This is a genomic window from Paenibacillus sp. GCM10027627 (genome assembly GCF_042675505.1).
Classification (GTDB): Bacteria; Bacillota; Bacilli; order Paenibacillales; family Paenibacillaceae; genus Pristimantibacillus.
In genome coordinates this window covers 434454-451211 of sequence record NZ_JBHTHB010000005.1, presented here as the reverse complement: position 1 = coordinate 451211, position 16758 = coordinate 434454, and the positions used below count along the sequence as shown (strand labels likewise).

General features: G+C 48.8%; 15 protein-coding genes. 13 read left to right on the top strand and 2 right to left on the bottom strand.

What is annotated here, in order from left to right; translation table 11 throughout:
* Window positions 1-68 precede the first annotated feature (68 nt).
* The 7 genes from ACFQZE_RS19425 (at window position 69) to ACFQZE_RS19395 (ending at window position 8034) form a co-directional block, all read left to right on the top strand.
* A complete protein-coding gene (locus ACFQZE_RS19425; protein ID WP_379360065.1) occupies window positions 69-842 on the top strand; it encodes an SDR family oxidoreductase in 774 nt (257 codons plus the stop codon).
* Window positions 843-1011: 169 nt separating this feature from the next.
* A complete protein-coding gene (locus ACFQZE_RS19420) occupies window positions 1012-1779 on the top strand; it encodes a polysaccharide deacetylase family protein (RefSeq protein ID WP_379360063.1) in 768 nt (255 codons plus the stop codon).
* Between the two features lie 598 nt (window positions 1780-2377).
* Window positions 2378-3052, top strand: a complete 675-nt coding sequence (locus tag ACFQZE_RS19415; RefSeq protein ID WP_379360131.1) for a response regulator transcription factor — start codon at window positions 2378-2380, stop codon at window positions 3050-3052.
* Entirely contained in the window at window positions 3052-4476 is a 1425-nt protein-coding gene (locus tag ACFQZE_RS19410) for an ATP-binding protein (RefSeq protein WP_379360061.1), read from the top strand. Before ACFQZE_RS19415 ends, ACFQZE_RS19410 begins: the two co-directional genes overlap by 1 nt.
* Window positions 4477-4584: 108 nt before the next feature.
* Window positions 4585-5664 (top strand): Fe(3+) ABC transporter substrate-binding protein, encoded by a 1080-nt coding sequence (locus ACFQZE_RS19405; protein WP_379360059.1) that lies wholly within the window; start codon window positions 4585-4587, stop codon window positions 5662-5664.
* Between the two features lies 1 nt (window position 5665).
* Window positions 5666-7312, top strand: coding sequence for an ABC transporter permease (locus ACFQZE_RS19400; RefSeq protein WP_379360057.1), 1647 nt, complete (start codon window positions 5666-5668; stop codon window positions 7310-7312).
* Window positions 7309-8034: an ABC transporter ATP-binding protein gene (locus ACFQZE_RS19395; RefSeq protein ID WP_379360055.1), complete on the top strand. Its 726-nt coding sequence runs from the start codon at window positions 7309-7311 to the stop codon at window positions 8032-8034. Before ACFQZE_RS19400 ends, ACFQZE_RS19395 begins: the two co-directional genes overlap by 4 nt.
* Window positions 8035-8122: 88 nt before the next feature.
* Here ACFQZE_RS19395 and ACFQZE_RS19390 read toward each other — a convergent pair whose 3' ends face one another.
* Window positions 8123-9025 (bottom strand): LysR family transcriptional regulator, encoded by a 903-nt coding sequence (locus ACFQZE_RS19390; RefSeq protein ID WP_379360053.1) that lies wholly within the window; start codon window positions 9023-9025, stop codon window positions 8123-8125.
* A gap of 126 nt (window positions 9026-9151) precedes the next feature.
* On the opposite strand from ACFQZE_RS19390, the gene ACFQZE_RS19385 reads away from it, so the two are divergent.
* The 6 genes from ACFQZE_RS19385 to ACFQZE_RS19360 all read left to right on the top strand — a co-directional run bounded on the left by ACFQZE_RS19385 (window position 9152) and on the right by ACFQZE_RS19360 (window position 15614).
* Window positions 9152-10261 (top strand): branched-chain amino acid aminotransferase, encoded by a 1110-nt coding sequence (locus ACFQZE_RS19385; protein WP_379360051.1) that lies wholly within the window; start codon window positions 9152-9154, stop codon window positions 10259-10261.
* A 118-nt stretch (window positions 10262-10379) separates the two neighbouring features.
* Window positions 10380-11582: an S-layer homology domain-containing protein gene (locus ACFQZE_RS19380; protein ID WP_379360049.1), complete on the top strand. Its 1203-nt coding sequence runs from the start codon at window positions 10380-10382 to the stop codon at window positions 11580-11582.
* 135 nt (window positions 11583-11717) lie between these two features.
* A complete protein-coding gene (locus ACFQZE_RS19375) occupies window positions 11718-12437 on the top strand; it encodes an SDR family NAD(P)-dependent oxidoreductase (RefSeq protein WP_379360047.1) in 720 nt (239 codons plus the stop codon).
* A 225-nt stretch (window positions 12438-12662) separates the two neighbouring features.
* A complete protein-coding gene (locus ACFQZE_RS19370) occupies window positions 12663-13220 on the top strand; it encodes a GNAT family N-acetyltransferase (RefSeq protein WP_379360045.1) in 558 nt (185 codons plus the stop codon).
* A gap of 135 nt (window positions 13221-13355) precedes the next feature.
* Window positions 13356-13694, top strand: coding sequence for a VOC family protein (locus ACFQZE_RS19365; protein WP_379360043.1), 339 nt, complete (start codon window positions 13356-13358; stop codon window positions 13692-13694).
* Between the two features lie 147 nt (window positions 13695-13841).
* Entirely contained in the window at window positions 13842-15614 is a 1773-nt protein-coding gene (locus tag ACFQZE_RS19360) for a glycerophosphoryl diester phosphodiesterase membrane domain-containing protein (RefSeq protein ID WP_379360041.1), read from the top strand.
* 219 nt (window positions 15615-15833) lie between these two features.
* Here the strand turns inward: ACFQZE_RS19360 and ACFQZE_RS19355 are convergent, their stop codons facing one another.
* Window positions 15834-16619 (bottom strand): carbohydrate-binding protein, encoded by a 786-nt coding sequence (locus ACFQZE_RS19355; protein WP_379360039.1) that lies wholly within the window; start codon window positions 16617-16619, stop codon window positions 15834-15836.
* Window positions 16620-16758: the final 139 nt, after the last annotated feature.

The window sequence follows — 16758 nt, the reverse complement described above, 5'->3', positions numbered from 1 at the left end:
TTATAGGGAAAAAAGCATCTCGTGTAACCTCTAACCTAGCGCCTCCGACAAACCAGGAGGAATTATAGATGAATCGATTACAAGGGAAGATCGCTATTATTACCGGAGTCAGCCGCAGCAAAGGAATCGGGAGCGCAATTGCGCGAGCGCTTGCGGCGGAAGGTGCGGATATCTTTTTTACGTATTGGTGCAAATATGACGGAAATCAGCCATATGGCGCTCAGCCGGAGTGGCCGGATGTTTTTGGAGAGGAATTGCGTCTTGGCGGAGTGCGAGCCGAATCGATGGAGCTGGATTTAAGCGATGCGCAGGCTCCTCAGCTTCTTTTGAAAGAAGTGGAGAGACGACTTGGCCGGCCTCATATTCTTGTCAACAATGCAACCCATTGCGAAGAGGTCGGTTTCCGTTCCCTAACGGCCGATATTTTGAACGCCCATTGCTCGGTCAATATAGTTGGGACGTGTATGCTGTCGGCGGAGTTCGCCAAACGGCTTGAAGCGGAAGGCGGAGGTCGCATCATTAATTTGATTTCGGGCCAAGACAAAGGACCAATGCCAGGAAACTTAGCGTATGTCGCGACAAAAGGGGCTATCTCGGCTTTTACACGTTCCTTGTCGGCGGAGCTTGCTCCGTACAAAATCACAGTAAACGCCGTTGATCCCGGTCCGACAGATTCCGGCGGGATGGACGACGAGCTGAAGAGGCTGCTGCTCCCTAAGTTTCCAATGGGGAGAATAGGTTTGCCTAGCGATGTCGCTAAACTGATCGGCTTTCTGGCAAGCGACGAAGCGGAATGGATTACGGGACAGCTGATTCACTCCGACGGCGGGTATTGGGATTAGCGAAAACGGATCTTTTTTATGATTATTTTACTTATACTAGTAAAAGAAAGATTTCACAATCGTGGTTTTTTATCCAAAATTTGAAATGGTTAATATTGCGGTGTTCAATTATAGCCTATAAAATAATAAGTAAGAACTTACAAAACGGAAAAGGAGCGTGTAGTTCCTTATGAACATTAGAAAATTATTTGTATTATTTTTGCTTATTTCTTTGCTAACGGCGAGTGCCTGCTCTGACAAAAAGGATACGTCCGATTCTTCTGCGCCGGGGGGGATCGATATCGTGGCAGAGGACGGAAAAAAGTATTTGCTGGACAGGACAACGTATAAGCTGATTCCCATCGATCCGAAAAAGCATAGCGAAAAGGTTGTTTTATTGACCTTCGATGATGGCCCTAGAGATTCGGCGGTAAACGAAAGCCTGTTGAGTACGCTCGATAAGCATAATGCAAAAGCTATTTTTTTTATGAATGGAGTCCATGTCGAGAGCAATCCGGGGCTGGTCAAACTTGTTCATGACAGAGGCCAAATGATTGGCAACCATTCCTGGGAGCATTTAGACCTTACCCATGAGAGCGAAGCCAGTGTAGCCTTGCAAATCGATAAAGTTCAAACCGCCGTAAAAAACATTACGGGAGTGGCCCCTGTTTTTATCCGCCCGCCGTATTTGGCTATCAACGATTTGGTTGTTCAAGAAGCCGAAAAAGCGGGAGCCGTCGTCATGTCCGCATCGATTGATCCGAGGGATTGGGAAATGACGCCGGAGAACAATAATCCGGATGAGATTGTTCGGAGGGTCATGGATGTGCTTCATCCGGGAGGCAATATTTTGATGCATGAATATCCATGGACAGCCGAAGCGCTCGACAACTTGCTGACCAAGCTTAAGGAGCAGGGATACAGTTTTGTCGATCCGTATTCCATTAGAGTTCCTTAATAGAATTAATGAGCAAGTGACGGCAACCAGAATGGCCGTGACCCTTGTTTGTCTGACAGGGATTCGCTGTTTTGCGTCGACTGGGGCATTTAGTTGTGCCAGAAACCACTAGATGGTTCCAAACGCATCGAACGAGGCAATTAGTTGTTCTAGAAACCACTAGATGGTTCCAAACGCATCGAACGGGGCAATTAGTTGTGCTAGAAACCACTAACCGGGTCCAAGCGTGTCAAATGGAGCAATTAGTTGTGCCAGAAACCACTAGTCTTGGATGCTTCAGGGTTTCCAAGTTTCCACCAACCAAACCCTTGTATATCAAGGGATTTTCATTCGGAAAAAACAAATAAAAAAGACTCCTGATTCTATCAGGAGTCTTTTTTTAGTTCTCCCAAAGTCCCGCAAGTCCAATAAGTCCCACCATAACCAGTGCGATTCCGTTTGCCGATGAAAATGGAATCGAAATCATGAGCATAATGGCTATAAACGAGATGAGGATTCGCTTCAGCCGCAAAGAGATCATTTGACCATGAGAATAGGTATCATTAAAATGGGGATAGCGAAATTTGGCGTCGGCATTATAGGTAAGGGTGGGGTAGCGTTGAAACGAATTTTATTAATCGAAGATGAAAGAAACTTCGCCCAGTTTATGGAGCTGGAGCTTCAGCATGAAGGATTCGACGTATCGGTGTCGATGGACGGGGTGTCTGGCCTTCATTTGGCTTTGTCCCATCCATGGGACTTGATTTTGCTTGATCTGATGCTCCCGGGCATGAATGGCATTGAAGTATGCAAAGAAATACGGAAAGCCAAAAAAACGCCAATCATAATGATTACAGCAAGAGACAGCATAACGGACCGGGTGTCCGGGCTGGATAGCGGCGCCGACGATTATATCCCGAAGCCGTTTGCCATTGAGGAGCTGCTTGCACGGATTCGCGTTGTGTTTCGCAGACAGGACGGCCTTGCCGATAATCACGATTCCGTGCTGGCGTGCGGCGAACTCAAGCTGGACCCAGCCTCTCGTATCGTGACGAGGGGGAACGAGCCAATTGAACTGACAAAGCGGGAATTTGCGCTGCTGGAAGCCTTTATGAAGAATCCCAATCGTGTATTGTCGCGGGAGACGCTGCTGGACACCGTATGGGGATATGATGCGATCGTGGATAAAAATGTAGTCGACGTGTATGTCCGTTATTTGCGGAACAAGATCGATAGGCCGGAGCAGCCGAGCCGAATAGAGTCGATACGCGGTATCGGCTATGTGATGCGCTAATGAAGGGGCTGGCGGACCGTATTGCCCGTATCCCATTTCAGTGGAAGCTGACGATCGCATCCGCCGTTTTGCTGTCGATGTTGTTCGTCGTGAACAACGTCACGCAATATGCGCTTGTCGAGAGCTGGATGATCAAACAGGAAGAAGCGCAAATGGAGCGGGATATGAGGGAGATCCTCAATCTGCTTATTGCGCGTGAAGCCGGAGTTCAGCCGGAAAATTATGCTTACATTCGTACGGAATTTGAAAAACGCAACGTCCGCAGCGGTATGATTCGTCTGTTGAATTACGCGGGAGAGCCGATTGTTGTAGCCGCTAACAATATGGAAAGCGCGTGGGAGTCCGGGCAACAGCTTTCCCATACAGGCAAAAGCGGCGTCGAACGCCGGGGAAGCATGCTTGTGATGCAAAGTCCCATTACTATTTTTCAATTTCATGGAACGGTAGAAATGGTCCGCAGCATGGAAGAGGTGGACAGGCTAGTAGCCAATTTCAACAAATTTATGGTCGTATGCGGAGCTGCGGCCGTTTTGCTAAGCTTGGTCGGAGGAAGAATGATGGCGTTGATGCTGATTCGGCCGCTCAGGGGCATGTACGAGACGATGCGCAAGGTCAAGCAAAACGGTTTGCAGGAAAGAATGCCGCAAAGCGGAGCGAGGGACGAAATTACAGCGTTAAAAACGATGTTCAACGATATGATGGATGAGGTAGAGCGGGCTTTTCAGGGGCAAAAGCAGTTTGTGGAAGACGCCTCTCATGAATTGCGGACGCCAATCGCCATTATGGAGGGGCATTTGAAGCTGCTCTCGCGCTGGGGGAAACATGATCCTTCTGTGCTGGACCGTTCCTTAAACAGTTCCTTGGAAGAATTGGAGCGGCTCAAAAAGCTGGTCGAGCAACTTCTAGTTTTGTCGAGGGCTGAGAAGAGAAACAGCGCCCGCAGCGAGCCAGCCTCATGCAGCGCTCCGTCCGAGGTGATTGCAGCGGCGGTTGCGAAGATGGAGACGCTGCATCCGTCGTTTACTTTCGTTCAGCGGCTGGATGCGCTGAAAGGGTTGGCGCTGACTATTGGCGAGCTGCAACTAGCCCAAGTCGTTCATATTTTAATGGATAACGCTGTAAAATATTCGGGGGACAGCAGAACGGTAGAAATTGCGGCCGCTGTTAACGACCATTCCGCCGAGCTGTCCGTAATCGATTACGGCATAGGCATAGCGGCTGAAGAGCTTCCGCATGTATGGGATCGTTTCTATCGGGCGGACAAAGCGAGAAACAGCGAAAGCGGCGGCTACGGGCTAGGCTTGTCTATTGCCAAGTCGCTTGTGGAGGATTGCGGCGGCGCCACTTGGCTCCACAGCCAATCTGGGAGCGGAACAACGGCTACTGTAAGGCTATCTATTTCAGAGAAGGCAGCTCGTCTATAATTTTTTTTATTTTCACAGCGTTTTCTCATTTTTGTTCGATACAATGAGGTGGTAATGATATTCATTATCACAAGATAACAATACAGCGAAATGAGAGGGAATAACGCGATGAAAAGAAAGTATGCAGCAGGGGTCCTATCGTTAGTCATGGCGGCATCGTTAATGCTGGCAGGTTGTGGCGGCAAAAACAATGCAGCGGTGAAAGAAGAAGAAGGCGGCGCAGTTAAAACGGACAAAGGAGTTATCAATGTCTATACGGCTCGCCATTATGATATCGACTTTGCTATGTTCGATGAATTCGAGAAGAAAACGGGCATCGTCGTGAACGAAATTAAAGGTACGGCAGAAGAGCTTGTTGAGCGGATGAAGCGCGAGGGCGAAAGCTCGGAAGCTGATTTGTTCATTACCGTTGACGGCGGCGTGCTTAACTACGCGAAAGAAAACGGAGTTTTGCAGCCGATTGAGTCGGAAGCAATCTTCCAGAACGTCCCTGAAAACTTGCGCGACAAAGACAGCAACTGGGTTGCCATCGCTTCCAGAGCTCGCGTTATTGCCTACTCGAAGGACCGCGTTAAGCCAGAGCAGCTTTCCACTTATGAAGCTTTGACAGAAGAGCAATGGAAAGGCAAAGTACTCGTGCGCTCGTCCTCCAATATGTACAACCAATCCTTGCTCGCGGCGATGATTGAACTGCAAGGCGAAGAGAAGGCTGAGCAATGGGCAAAAGGTCTAGTGAATAACTTCTCCCGCGACCCGGATGGCGGCGACCGTGATCAAGCGAAAGCGATCGTGGCAGGAGTAGGCGACGTGGCGATTATGAACACATATTATGTGGGCCAAATGCTTCATTCCAAAGATGCGGAAGAAGTAAAAGTTGCGCAAAACATCGGCATTTTCTTCCCGAACCAAGAAACGACAGGCGCTCATTTGAACGTCAGCGGGGTTGGCCTTGCCGCCCATGCGAAAAACAAGGAAAACGCTCTGAAGCTTGTTGAGTTTATGACGAGCAAAGAAGGTCAAGAAATGCTGATCAACGGAAGTTTTGAATTCCCTGTCAACAAAGAGGCCGCTCTGCCTGAACTGCTGAAAGAGTGGGGAGAGTTCAAAACGGAAAACATCGATTATGCCAAACTAGGCGTACACAACAAAAAAGCGACGGAAATTATGAACAAGGTTGGCTGGAAGTAAGATGAACTTCTTGCTGAGAAGCGTTCGGCAGAAGCTGAACGGATGGATGATAATAAGCGGAATAGGGGCTCTTGCGGCCCTTCTTCCGTCTCTTTATATTTTTACGGGATTGTTCGGCGGACCGAATGAAAACTGGGCTCACATCAAGGAATATATGCTGCTGGACTATGCATGGGAGTCACTGCTTCTAGTAAGCGGAACCGTCTTTTTTACCATCGTCATCGGCGTGGCGCTTGCTTGGCTAACTGTAGCCTACGAGTTCCCGTTCAGACGTTTTTTTGCTTTTGCCTTTGTGCTTCCGCTCGCTATACCGCCCTACATTGCTGCATACACATACGGCTCCATGCTCAGTTATACGGGCAGCGTGCAGCTGTTTTTTCGCAATCGGCTCGGTTTGACGCTGGATCAAAGCTATTTTGACATCATGTCCATGAAAGGCGCTATTTTTATTTTTACGCTGTTTTTGTTTCCTTACGTCTTTTTGATTACAAAATCGTTTTTGGAGAAGCACAGCGCTTCCTATATTGAAAATGCCAGGCTGCTGGGTCAGAGCCGTCTCGCCGTTTTTTTTCGGGTCGTGCTGCCTTTGTCTCAAGGCGCAATAGTGGGCGGTGCCAGCTTAGTCGCATTTGAGGTGCTGAGCGATTATGGCGTTTCCAAACATTTTGGCATTCAGACGTTTACGGCCGCTATATTCAAAACCTGGTTCGGCATGTATGACGTAGACTCCGCTATTCGTCTGGCGGGGCTGCTGATGAGCGTCATTATCGGCATTTTTCTCGTGGAGAGGCTGCTTCGGAAGCGCAAAAGGTATCATGCTTCCGCGAATCGCAGCACGCCGCTTGCGCGCAGGCCGCTGAAGGGAGCTGCTGCAGCGGCGGCCGTTTTGTTCAGCAGCGGGGTAGCGCTCCTGTCCTTTTTTGTCCCGGTCGCTCAGCTCGCAGTATGGGCAACGTGGACGTTTCGCGATGTGTGGAACGACCGCTTTTTGGACATGGTGGGCAATACGCTGTTCGTATCGGTCATATCCGTGCTGCTTATTATGTGGTTTGCGGTTATTACGGGCAACGTCAATCGGACCTTTAGAAACGGATTTACGATGACGGTCAGCAAGCTGCTTTCTATGGGGTATTCTATACCGGGCGCCGTCTTGTCCATTGGCGTGCTTGCCGTGTTCCTGTCGATAGACAAGCGGCTGAGCGGCGTTTACGAAGCGATTGGCTTCAGCGCCAACCAACTCGTGCTTAGCATGTCGCTTGTTATGCTTGTTTTTGCTTATACGGTCAGGTTTCTCGCCGTCGGCTTTAATGCGGTGGATGCCGGCTTCGACCGGATCGGAAATCGTTATGCGGAAGCTTCTCGGATGCTTGGACGAGGGATGACTCGGACTTTTTTTCAAGTGGACTTGCCGCTGATGAAAGGCGCTCTGTTGACCGGAATGGTATTGACGTTTATGGAGGTTGTAAAAGAGCTGCCGCTCACGCTGCTGCTTAGACCGTTCAACTTCGACACGCTCGCGACGAAAGCTTATCAATACGCAAGCGATGAGCAAATTCATCAAGCTTCGATACCCGCGCTTATGATAGTAGCGCTTGGCATCGTGTCTGTATGTTTCTATCACTGGCTGGAAGGGAGAGGGAGAGCATGACCCATGTTCGGCTGCAGCAGGTTGCATATTCATATCCTCGGGCAAAAGAAAAGCTGATCAGCGGTTTTTCGCTTGAGTTAACCGTTGGAGAAACGGTTGGGCTGCTTGGTCCAAGCGGCAGCGGGAAAAGCACGCTGCTTCGGCTTATTGCGGGACTGGAAAATCCATTGTCCGGGGAAATTTCAATTGGCGGCGTTGTGATGGCGGGGGCGGGAAGTTTCGTTCAGCCGGAGAAAAGGGGCGTCGGCATGGTTTTTCAGGACTATGCACTCTTTCCGCATATGACGGTCGCGCGCAACATCGCTTTTGGCTTGCATGGCCTTGACCGTGCTTCGCGAGGCAAGCGGGTTAAGGAAATGCTGGAGCTCGTGCAGCTCCAGCAGTACGGAGACCGCTACCCCCATGAACTGAGCGGAGGACAGCAGCAGCGAGTCGCTTTTGCACGAGCGCTTGCGCCTAAGCCGAAGCTGTTGCTTATGGATGAACCGTTCAGCAATCTGGATGCGGCGCTTCGCTCCGGCATTCGGACCGAGCTGAGGGCTTTGCTTCGCCAAGCTGGAATGACGTCGATTTTGGTGACGCATGACAAAGAGGACGCCGACGCTATTTGCGACCGAATCATTTTGATGGGCGGAGATGGCGAAGAGTCTGGCAAGCCGGAGCGAGCGGATGAGCCGCGAACCCCGGAGCTTGTTCTTAGCGGAGGCACTAGGCTCAGTTAACGCTCTGGGCAACAACGGTCAAGTTACTGTATAGTGCACATACTGATAGTTGGCGGAGCGTTCGTCATTCATGGCGGTACGTGCCCGGCTAGTCCAACAATTGCGGCTGAAAGTATTGCAGGAAGTGACGTGCCCGTTTGGATAATGAGTGCTCTTTCAGCCAAACGATGCCTACATCCGATTGGAAGTCTGCGTCCCGGATGGTTCGAATTTCAATAAAACCTTCGGGATAGATGGACACCGCCGACTTCGGAAAGACGGTAGCTCCAATGCCAGCCGCAACCAGCGACATAATAATGGCTACGCTTGAGCATTCGCAAATGATGTTAGGCTCGAAGCCATGCCGTCTGAATTCACTTGTGACCAGTTCATGCATACGGGTCGTTTTATCCGTTTTTAAAGTGAGTAGAGGATAACTGACTAGCTCACTGAGGCTGATATCGTGGCCGCTTGCGATCGGTGCTGAGCCCGCTGGCAGCAGAGCGACGAACGGGTCGGACGGCAGAGGCAGAACCTCTAGTTTGCTCGGAACCATCTGCGCTTCAAATGGCAATCTGGAGATGACGAGTTCAACGGAACGTTTTTCAAGCAATTGGCCCAGCATAAAATGATCGCCTTCCACTATTTTAAATTTCACATTCGGATATTGCGCCCGTACGGCGCTAATCGGCTTGGGCAGCAGAGAGACACAGGATACGACTGCGCCGATCGCAAGTGTCCCGCGTACGCCGGATTCCATTTCTTTCACCTCTTTAACGGTTTCGTCGAGCTGCAGCAGCAGCTTTTCGGCCCGTTCCTTCAGCAGTTCCCCTGCTGGCGTTAGCACCAACTGCTTTTTGCTCCGTTCAAATAGTAGAGCGCCTAGCTCCTCCTCCATCAGCATCAACTGTCTGCTTAAAGGCGGTTGCTCCATATGAAGCCGCTTGGCGGCGCGGGTGATTTGTTTCTCTTCGGCGATGGCGAGAAAATATTTCATCTGGCGAACGTCCATAGGGCCCTCCCCTTTTGCATACTTTTAAGGTATGAACAACAAACATATTAGATATTTTATATATACCTCATAGAGTGATAGGATTCAATCAAATGCTATCATTTTAATGAGGAGACGTGATGGGAAGTGCATGATTTCGGGATTGGAATCGAATGCAGGACGGAAAAAAAAGTGAAGCCGCACGGAAATGATTTAGAGTTCGGGGTTCATTTTACCGACCACATGTTTGTTATGGATTATAGTTCGAACTTAGGCTGGCATGATCCTCGCATTATTCCGCATCAACCTCTGCTGCTTGACCCTGCATCCAAAGTTTTTCATTACGGCCAAGCCAGTTTTGAAGGAATGAAGGCGTATAGGACGCCAAGCGGCGGCATCCAGCTTTTTCGGCCCCGCGACAACTTCAATCGCTTGAACAGATCGAACAGCAGGATGTGCATGCCCGAAATCGATGTTGAGCTTGCTCTCACTGCATTAAAAAGGTTAATCGCTTTGGATTCCGAGTGGGTTCCCGAGGGGCGCGGCAACTCGCTTTATATCCGTCCATTTGTTATTGCGACACAGCCGGCTCTTGGCATTGCGCCATCGGAGCGTTTTCAGTTCATCATCATCTTGTCGCCTGTGGGACCGTACTATTCCGAGGGACTGAAGCCGGTTCATATTTATGTGGAGCCTGAGGCTGTTCGCGCTGTTGCAGGAGGTGTTGGCGAGGCAAAGACGTCAGGCAATTACGCAGCGACGTTTAAATCGCAGCATATGGCACAGAAGCAGGGGTACGCGCAAGTGATGTGGCTCGATGGCGCCGAACATAAATATGTGGAAGAAGTGGGGAGCATGAACGTCTTTTTTGTCATAGATGGAAAAGTGTTTACTCCAGCCTTAAGCGGCAGTATTTTGCCGGGAATTACGCGCGATTCTTGTTTAGAGCTGCTCCGGCATAAGGGGATTGAGGTGGAAGAAAAGCGGCTGTCGATAGAGGAGATTTTTGAAGCGGGCCGAAGCGGCGCTTTACAGGAAGCGTTTGGTTCGGGAACGGCGGCTGTCATTTCTCCAATCCGCGAATTGTGCTGGAAAGGGGAGCGGCTTACTGTAGGGGACGGAACAACGGGAACCGTTACTGGCCGGATGTATATGGCTCTGACCGATATCCAAACAGGTGCGGTCGAAGACCCTTTTGGCTGGACGATGGCGGTAAAAACGGGAGTTACGGCAGTTGAAAGCAACTTCTACAAATAATCGAGAAAAAATTTAGAAAAAAGGCGGTTTTGCTATATAGAAAAGGGATGAAATTGCCGATATAGATTCTGGTATTAAATGTTAGATTTAAGTGAAATCAAAAAAGGAGGTCCACAATTTGAAGAAGAAATGGTTTGCCCTTGCGTTAAGCGCATTTTTATTGGTAGGTTCCATCATTCCGTTCGCCTATGCCGAAGGTGGCAAAACATCGGCTGACTTTACGGATTTGAAGGATTTGGATGCAGCAACGAAAGCCAAATTTGACGCTTTGATCAGCGCGGGAGTTTTCGATGGCGTTTCAGAAGGCACGTTTGGGCTGAAGGAAGAAATGAACCGGGCTCAATTCGCAAAAGTAGCGGCTTTGATTTTTGGTTTAAACGTGGACAGCTCACTCAAAACGTCCAGCTTTGCGGATGTACTAGCTAACGATGCTGCTAACGGCTACGCCTTGCCTTATATTGAGGCGGTTAAAAAAGCAGGGATTACCGACGGTACAGGAGCAGGTACTTTTAACCCTGCCGGCAAAGTAACGAAAGAGCAATTGGCCGCTTTTCTGGTTAAAGGGCTAGGGAAGAAGGAAGACGCTCAGAACAACCCTGGTGTCAATGACAGCACCGTATCGGACTGGGCAAAAGGTTATGTAGCATTGTCTCTGCAAATGAAGCTTCTGAGCAACGGAACTGACGGCAAGTTTGGAGGAACAGGCAACGCGACGAGAGATTTGCTAATTCAGCCTTCTTATGAAGTAGGGGTTCAGACAGGTGTGCTTATACCGGTGCCGACACCAACATCAACGCCGAAACCAACAATCAATTACCCGCTATCGACTCCAAATCCGAGTCCAACGCCAACGCCTACCCCGGCTAGCGATGCAAATTTGATTACATCGCTTAACCTTCCGGGTGTGGTTGTCACTGACACTAACGTCAGCAACGTGACAATGGGCACTTTAGTATCAACTTTACATGAGGCCATTTCGGTATCGGAAGGGGCTAGTTTCGTTATTTACCAATACGGCGGCGTAAATCCGGCTGCACAAAATAGTCTTGTATCAACAGGAATGATCGTACGAGTTACTGCGGAAAATGGGACGAATCGAGACTATGCTATTATGATAGCACCTTATATTCCGATTCCGACAGCATGTCCAGGTGGCGGCATGCCGCCAGCTTGCACCCCAATTCCAACACCATGTCCGAACGGCGGCATTCCGCCAGTTTGCCTGCCAGTTCCAACACCACCAACACAACCGCCAGCACCGAGCGGGCAACCTACCGGTGACCCTAATAATGGTGGCGGAGTTATAGACGGTGGAGTTTAAATAGCTTAGCAGTGGCCGTGATCCTGATAATAGGATCGCGGTTTTTTTACGTTAATCGGGATTCAAACCTATCATTGCGACATGAGAGTGTTATAATTTGGATGTTGGACAACAGAAAGATAGGAGGAGAAAGGAATGAAATCATATCTTGTTTTTGGAGCGAGCAAAGGACTTGGGGACGCGTTTGTCAGAGGTCTCCCTGAACAAGGAGACCGGGTGTGGATCGTATCGCGCAGCCGGCCCGGCAGCTTGGATATAGAGGATGGAATCCAAAGGGATTGGATTCAGGCGGATTTGGGACAATCGCAAGCATCGGCTATGATAGCGGATGCGCTTAAGGAAGAAATGGTCGACGTCCTTATTTATAACGTGGGCATTTGGGAAAAAGAAGGTTTTGAGGATCATTACGATTTCGAAAAGGATTTGCCTGCTGAAATTTCAAATATTATTCATGTCAACATCACACAGACGATTCTATGCATCCAAGCCTTATTGCCGAATTTGCGCCGTTCAGATGCCGGCAAAGTGGTATTGATCGGCTCTACCGCAGGGCTGGACCATACCAATAATGCGCAAGTTTCGTTTGTAGCTTCCAAATTTGGGCTAAGAGGAATTGCCAACGCTTTGCGCGAGCATGTGCGGAAGGACAAAATCGCCGTTACCTGTATCAATCCAGGTGAATTGGCGGCTGAAATTCCTTATGAAGAGGGAGCGGACAAAGCGATTTCTATGTATGACGGTACACGAATTCCGGTTCAAGACGTCGTCTCTTTGGTGAAATGTGTTGTCAGCCTGTCCAAAGCGGCCAATGTGAAAGAAATTCATATGCCTGCTATAACGGACTTGAATGCGTAACAGCGGCCAATAGGCCGTGCGTATCCCTCACTTTTTGTAAATAAAATCTTATAAGCATTCGAGGGAAAGGACTCATCATAACCGTATTCTGATTGCCGTTTTTAGGCAGAGAATACGGTTTTTTTGACGTTGATCAAATTTGATTTAAGCCATTTAAGCCCGTCGATCGCTCCATTAAAGATGGTAAAATATGTTTATTACAGAATAAAGGAGCAAGAAATAGCGATGAATCTATACGGAAACGGAATTCGTCTGTCGAAAGTTTCGGCCGCCGATTTGGATTTTATATGCCGGGTGGAATGTGATCCATCCTTGTGGTATTTCGAGGAGCATGTTCAGTGGGATGAAAACGAGGTCAAGTTGAACTTTTTGGAGAAGATGGAGCAAAGGGATCCGATCAGCGCTTATGATTTTGTAGTCTTTTTGGAAGAAAAAGAGCGTTCGACTCCGATTGGGCTGGCGCAAATATGGAGTTACAATGACTATAGAAGAAGCTGGGAAATCGGCTTTGCCATCCTCCCCGAATTTAGCGGGCGGGGGTACGGCAGCGAAGCGGGAACCCTTTTGCTAAAGTTTGCTTTTGAAAAGCTCCATGCCCATAAGGTTGTCGGGATGTGCAATGCCGGCAACAGACGCTCCGCATCGCTGATGGAGAGGATCGGCATGACGAGAGAAGCGGTTTTTAGAGAAGAATTATGGTGGCAGGAGCGGTGGAGCGACCAATATTTTTTCTCCATACTGGATAATGAATTTCAGTCTTCGAATGGTAAGCGAACAGAATAAGATTAAAGCTAAACATTAAGGGAAAGTGGCGGCTTTCTTTTAGCCTTCCCTTGCTTGATCCGATAAACCTTAGCACTTGCACGAAAGTGTTAAAATAAGTTTGCATGAGTAAAAAAGTGGAAGGAAGGGATAGGAATGATTCTAAACCATCTGAATTTGACGGTAACGGACGTGAAGGCCTCAAGCGAATTTTTACAGCATTATTTCGGGCTTAAGCTTGGAGGAGAGCGGGGAAATGGATTTGCCGCTTTATTCGACGATAATGGTTTGGTGCTCACTTTAATGAAGGGAGCGGAAGTTTCTTACCCGAAAACGTTCCATATCGGCTTTGCTCAAGAAACGGAAGAAAAGGTGAATGAGATTTACCGGCAGCTTACGGAAGACGGGTACGAAGCGGAGCCGCCGCAGCGAGCGCATGCCTGGACTTTTTACGTCAAGGCGCCGGGCGGATTTACGATTGAGGTAATGTCCTGATTTTCCTGAGATTGATGCAGCAAAGTTTGTTCTCCGCAGGAGGAAGGACGGCCAAGGGAAACCTTGAGCCGTTCTTTTTCGCTTCTTGGGTCCTCGAATAGTATAATGGTAAGAAAGCCACAATTTGGACAGATAGGATGAACCGTTATGTTTAAACTTTTAGGAAGAAGCATTCACGATTTTCGTGCATCGTATCCAAAGCTGCTTCTTTTTGAATATTTTTATATGCTGCTTACAAGCGTTGTCATCATTCCCGTCATTACTTATATTTTCAACCGAATTTTGACGGTCGTCGGATCGGGTTCTTTGCTCAATGCGGAAGTGTATCGGCTGGGACTTAGCTATCAGGGGGTAGCTGGGCTGATGATGATTGGGCTCGTCGCTTCATTTGCCCTGTTTATCGAGCTTTGTGTACTTATTATTTTGGTACAGCAGCGTTATTTCGGCAAGGAGATCGCCATTTCGGATGCTTTGATGACGACGCTTCGTCAGACGCCGCGGTTATTTGGCTTCGGTATTATTCAGTTGTTCGTGTTTCTCCTTGTTCTCATTCCCTTTATCGAGTCTCCGTTGTCCGCATCGTTTTACGCTTTGTTTAACTTCCCGATTTTTTTGCAAAACAAGGTGCTCGACGCTTCTGTTACCATGACGATCGTATACATTGGGCTTGTTGTTTTGCTGCTTTATTTGGTGCTGCGCTGGATTTTTGTGCTTCATTTTATCGTGCTGGAGAAAAAAACGATTACGGAGGCGGTTCGCAGCAGTTTGACGCTGACGAGAGGGAGACGGCTGCAGCTTTTCTTTTGGCTGTTTTTGTTTAATGCGTTCGCGGTCGGGATAGGCTTGCTTGCCATTTCACTGCTGTCGTATTTGCCGGCATGGCTAAACATTAACGTGTTGAAAGCATTTACCGAACACTATTCGATGACGCTGTCCACCATATTGACCTATATGCTCGCGCTTTTGATTATGCCGATCAATATTATTTTTCTGACTCGGTTGTTCTACGCGTTTCGCTTTGACAAAGGGGTTAAGCCGCAAGATCGGCTGCAAATTTATGAGAGCAAGCTTGGCCGGATGGAGAAGCGGATTGTGCTTTATTTTAAAGAGAGAAAGCGCAAGCGGCTCGTGTTTGTGACGATTGCCGCCGTCTACTTCGGCCTTGCTCTGACAGTGGGCTTTAAGGCGAATGACAGTCTCGTTTATGCCAAATGGTCTGTGCTGATTTCCGCCCATCGCGGTGTTGCGGATGTCGCGCCGGAAAACTCGCTGCCGTCTATTACAGCCGCTATCGAAAAAGGCATTCAGTCGGTGGAGCTGGATGTGCAGCTGACAAAAGACGGGGTGGCGGTACTGCATCACGATTATCATCTGAAAAGGATGGCCGGAGTTTCAAAGCGTGTGTCCGAGCTGACTTATGACGAAGTAAGCGAGCTCGTCATTGGAGAGGACATGCAATTGGAGCCGGTGCGAATCCCGATGCTAAGCGAAGCGCTCGCCGAAGCGCAAGGCCGGATTAAAGTGCTGATCGACTTAAAGCCATATGGCCCGGGAGATGAGCTCGTTCGGGAAGTGGTGGAGCTGATTCAAGCTTTTGACATGGAGCAGGACGTCTATATCCAGTCTTTTGACAGCGATTCGCTGAGGCAAATTCGGGAAATAGCGCCCGATATTAAAATTGGGCAAATTCTTTATTTTGCGCTAGGCGATTTGACGGCGCTTGATGTTGACTTTTATACCATTGAGCAGGTCATGCTGACGGAAACGCTTGTCGAGCAGGCGCATGCCGCAGGGCGCGAGGTTTGGGTATGGACGGTAAACAGCAGAAAAAACATGAAGGAAGTGCTGAAATTCCGCATTGACGGGATGATTACCGATTACCCGGAGCGGGCTCAGTCGATGATAGAGCTGAACTTGTAGCGCTGGCGGACAGAATAGCTGGCGGTTTGAGGTGGGCTAGCTGTGCCAAAAACCACTAAGCGTGCGGATCCCGGGTGCCGTACGTAAAAAATAGAAACCTTTCTCGTTGTTATGAGGGACTAAAGCCCCTGACCAACAGGAAAGGTTTCTTTTTTAATGAATGCTAAAATTGTCCGCTAAGGGAGAAGCCGCATGGTGACGGCAAATTTCATCTCTCGACTAAAAGGGGGAAGCTGCCGGCTTCCACAAGCTTGCGGTATAAGGTCCCGGTGTCCAGTTCGGGGCATGAGCTGTATGCGACTGCACGCATTCAAAAAATTGACCGTTGTAAAAAACAATCTGGCCAGCCGTATACGTGGCGCCAAGCGCCCATGATTCTATAATTTCAAGATCGACAACGGCCGAAGCGGAGTAGGAATAGGTTTCAATACTTGTTGCTTTCCATAAAGCCGGCGTTTGAGGCGGTGTCCAATTGGTCGCATGCGCCGTGTGGGCTTGGATAGCTTTGTAATAAACGCCGTTATATTCGACGATGTCGCCCACTTGATAGACACCTTGCCATTTCCAAGGAACGGCTATGACTTCCGGACGCAAAGTGAGATTTGTGAATTGTGCGGGCAAAATGCCTCCGAGCGTCCCCTCGACTCTAATTTGGAGCGTCTCTCCATAGGCAACATCCGTATCCGTTGTTCCTTTTAGCGTATATCGATTGCCTTCTTTGTTCGTAATAACCGCACCCGTGACCGATTGAATCTCTCCGGAAAAGTCAAACTGCAGCACCCACGGGGAAATCGTATTGTTTCTTAATGGATCGGTATAGAAGTTCGTTACGCTTAAATCTATGACTGCCTTTTCATAAGGGGTACCGATTCCAAAGGCTGTTCCTTGGGCGGAAACTGCAAGCGGGGCGCTGGATTCGGCACTGATGACGGGTACAAGAAGAGAGACGGTGATAAGGGCAAGCGCAAGGAATGTAACGGTGGATCGGAACCATTTTTGACGCATAGCAATTCCTCCTCAAAATGGATGTGTTGGTGCAGCGATTAAACTATATGCTTGATCGGTTGAGGTTAGGAATAGTTTTTTCGCTTTTTTGAGCGAATCTATTAAAACGATAGTTGACTATCGAAAAAAGGTATGTTCG

Excerpts from the sequence above, each read along its gene's own strand:
- ACFQZE_RS19390 (WP_379360053.1), bottom strand. The coding sequence starts at position 9,025 with ATGGACGTTCGCCAGATGAAATATTTTCTCGCCATCGCCGAAGAGAAA.
- ACFQZE_RS19370 (WP_379360045.1), top strand. The coding sequence starts at position 12,663 with ATGAATCTATACGGAAACGGAATTCGTCTGTCGAAAGTTTCGGCCGCC.
- ACFQZE_RS19425 (WP_379360065.1), top strand. The coding sequence starts at position 69 with ATGAATCGATTACAAGGGAAGATCGCTATTATTACCGGAGTCAGCCGC.
- ACFQZE_RS19395 (WP_379360055.1), top strand. The coding sequence starts at position 7,309 with ATGACCCATGTTCGGCTGCAGCAGGTTGCATATTCATATCCTCGGGCA.
- ACFQZE_RS19360 (WP_379360041.1), top strand. The coding sequence starts at position 13,842 with ATGTTTAAACTTTTAGGAAGAAGCATTCACGATTTTCGTGCATCGTAT.
- ACFQZE_RS19420 (WP_379360063.1), top strand. The coding sequence starts at position 1,012 with ATGAACATTAGAAAATTATTTGTATTATTTTTGCTTATTTCTTTGCTA.
- ACFQZE_RS19410 (WP_379360061.1), top strand. The coding sequence starts at position 3,052 with ATGAAGGGGCTGGCGGACCGTATTGCCCGTATCCCATTTCAGTGGAAG.
- ACFQZE_RS19375 (WP_379360047.1), top strand. The coding sequence starts at position 11,718 with ATGAAATCATATCTTGTTTTTGGAGCGAGCAAAGGACTTGGGGACGCG.
- ACFQZE_RS19405 (WP_379360059.1), top strand. The coding sequence starts at position 4,585 with ATGAAAAGAAAGTATGCAGCAGGGGTCCTATCGTTAGTCATGGCGGCA.
- ACFQZE_RS19400 (WP_379360057.1), top strand. The coding sequence starts at position 5,666 with ATGAACTTCTTGCTGAGAAGCGTTCGGCAGAAGCTGAACGGATGGATG.
- ACFQZE_RS19365 (WP_379360043.1), top strand. The coding sequence starts at position 13,356 with ATGATTCTAAACCATCTGAATTTGACGGTAACGGACGTGAAGGCCTCA.
- ACFQZE_RS19355 (WP_379360039.1), bottom strand. The coding sequence starts at position 16,619 with ATGCGTCAAAAATGGTTCCGATCCACCGTTACATTCCTTGCGCTTGCC.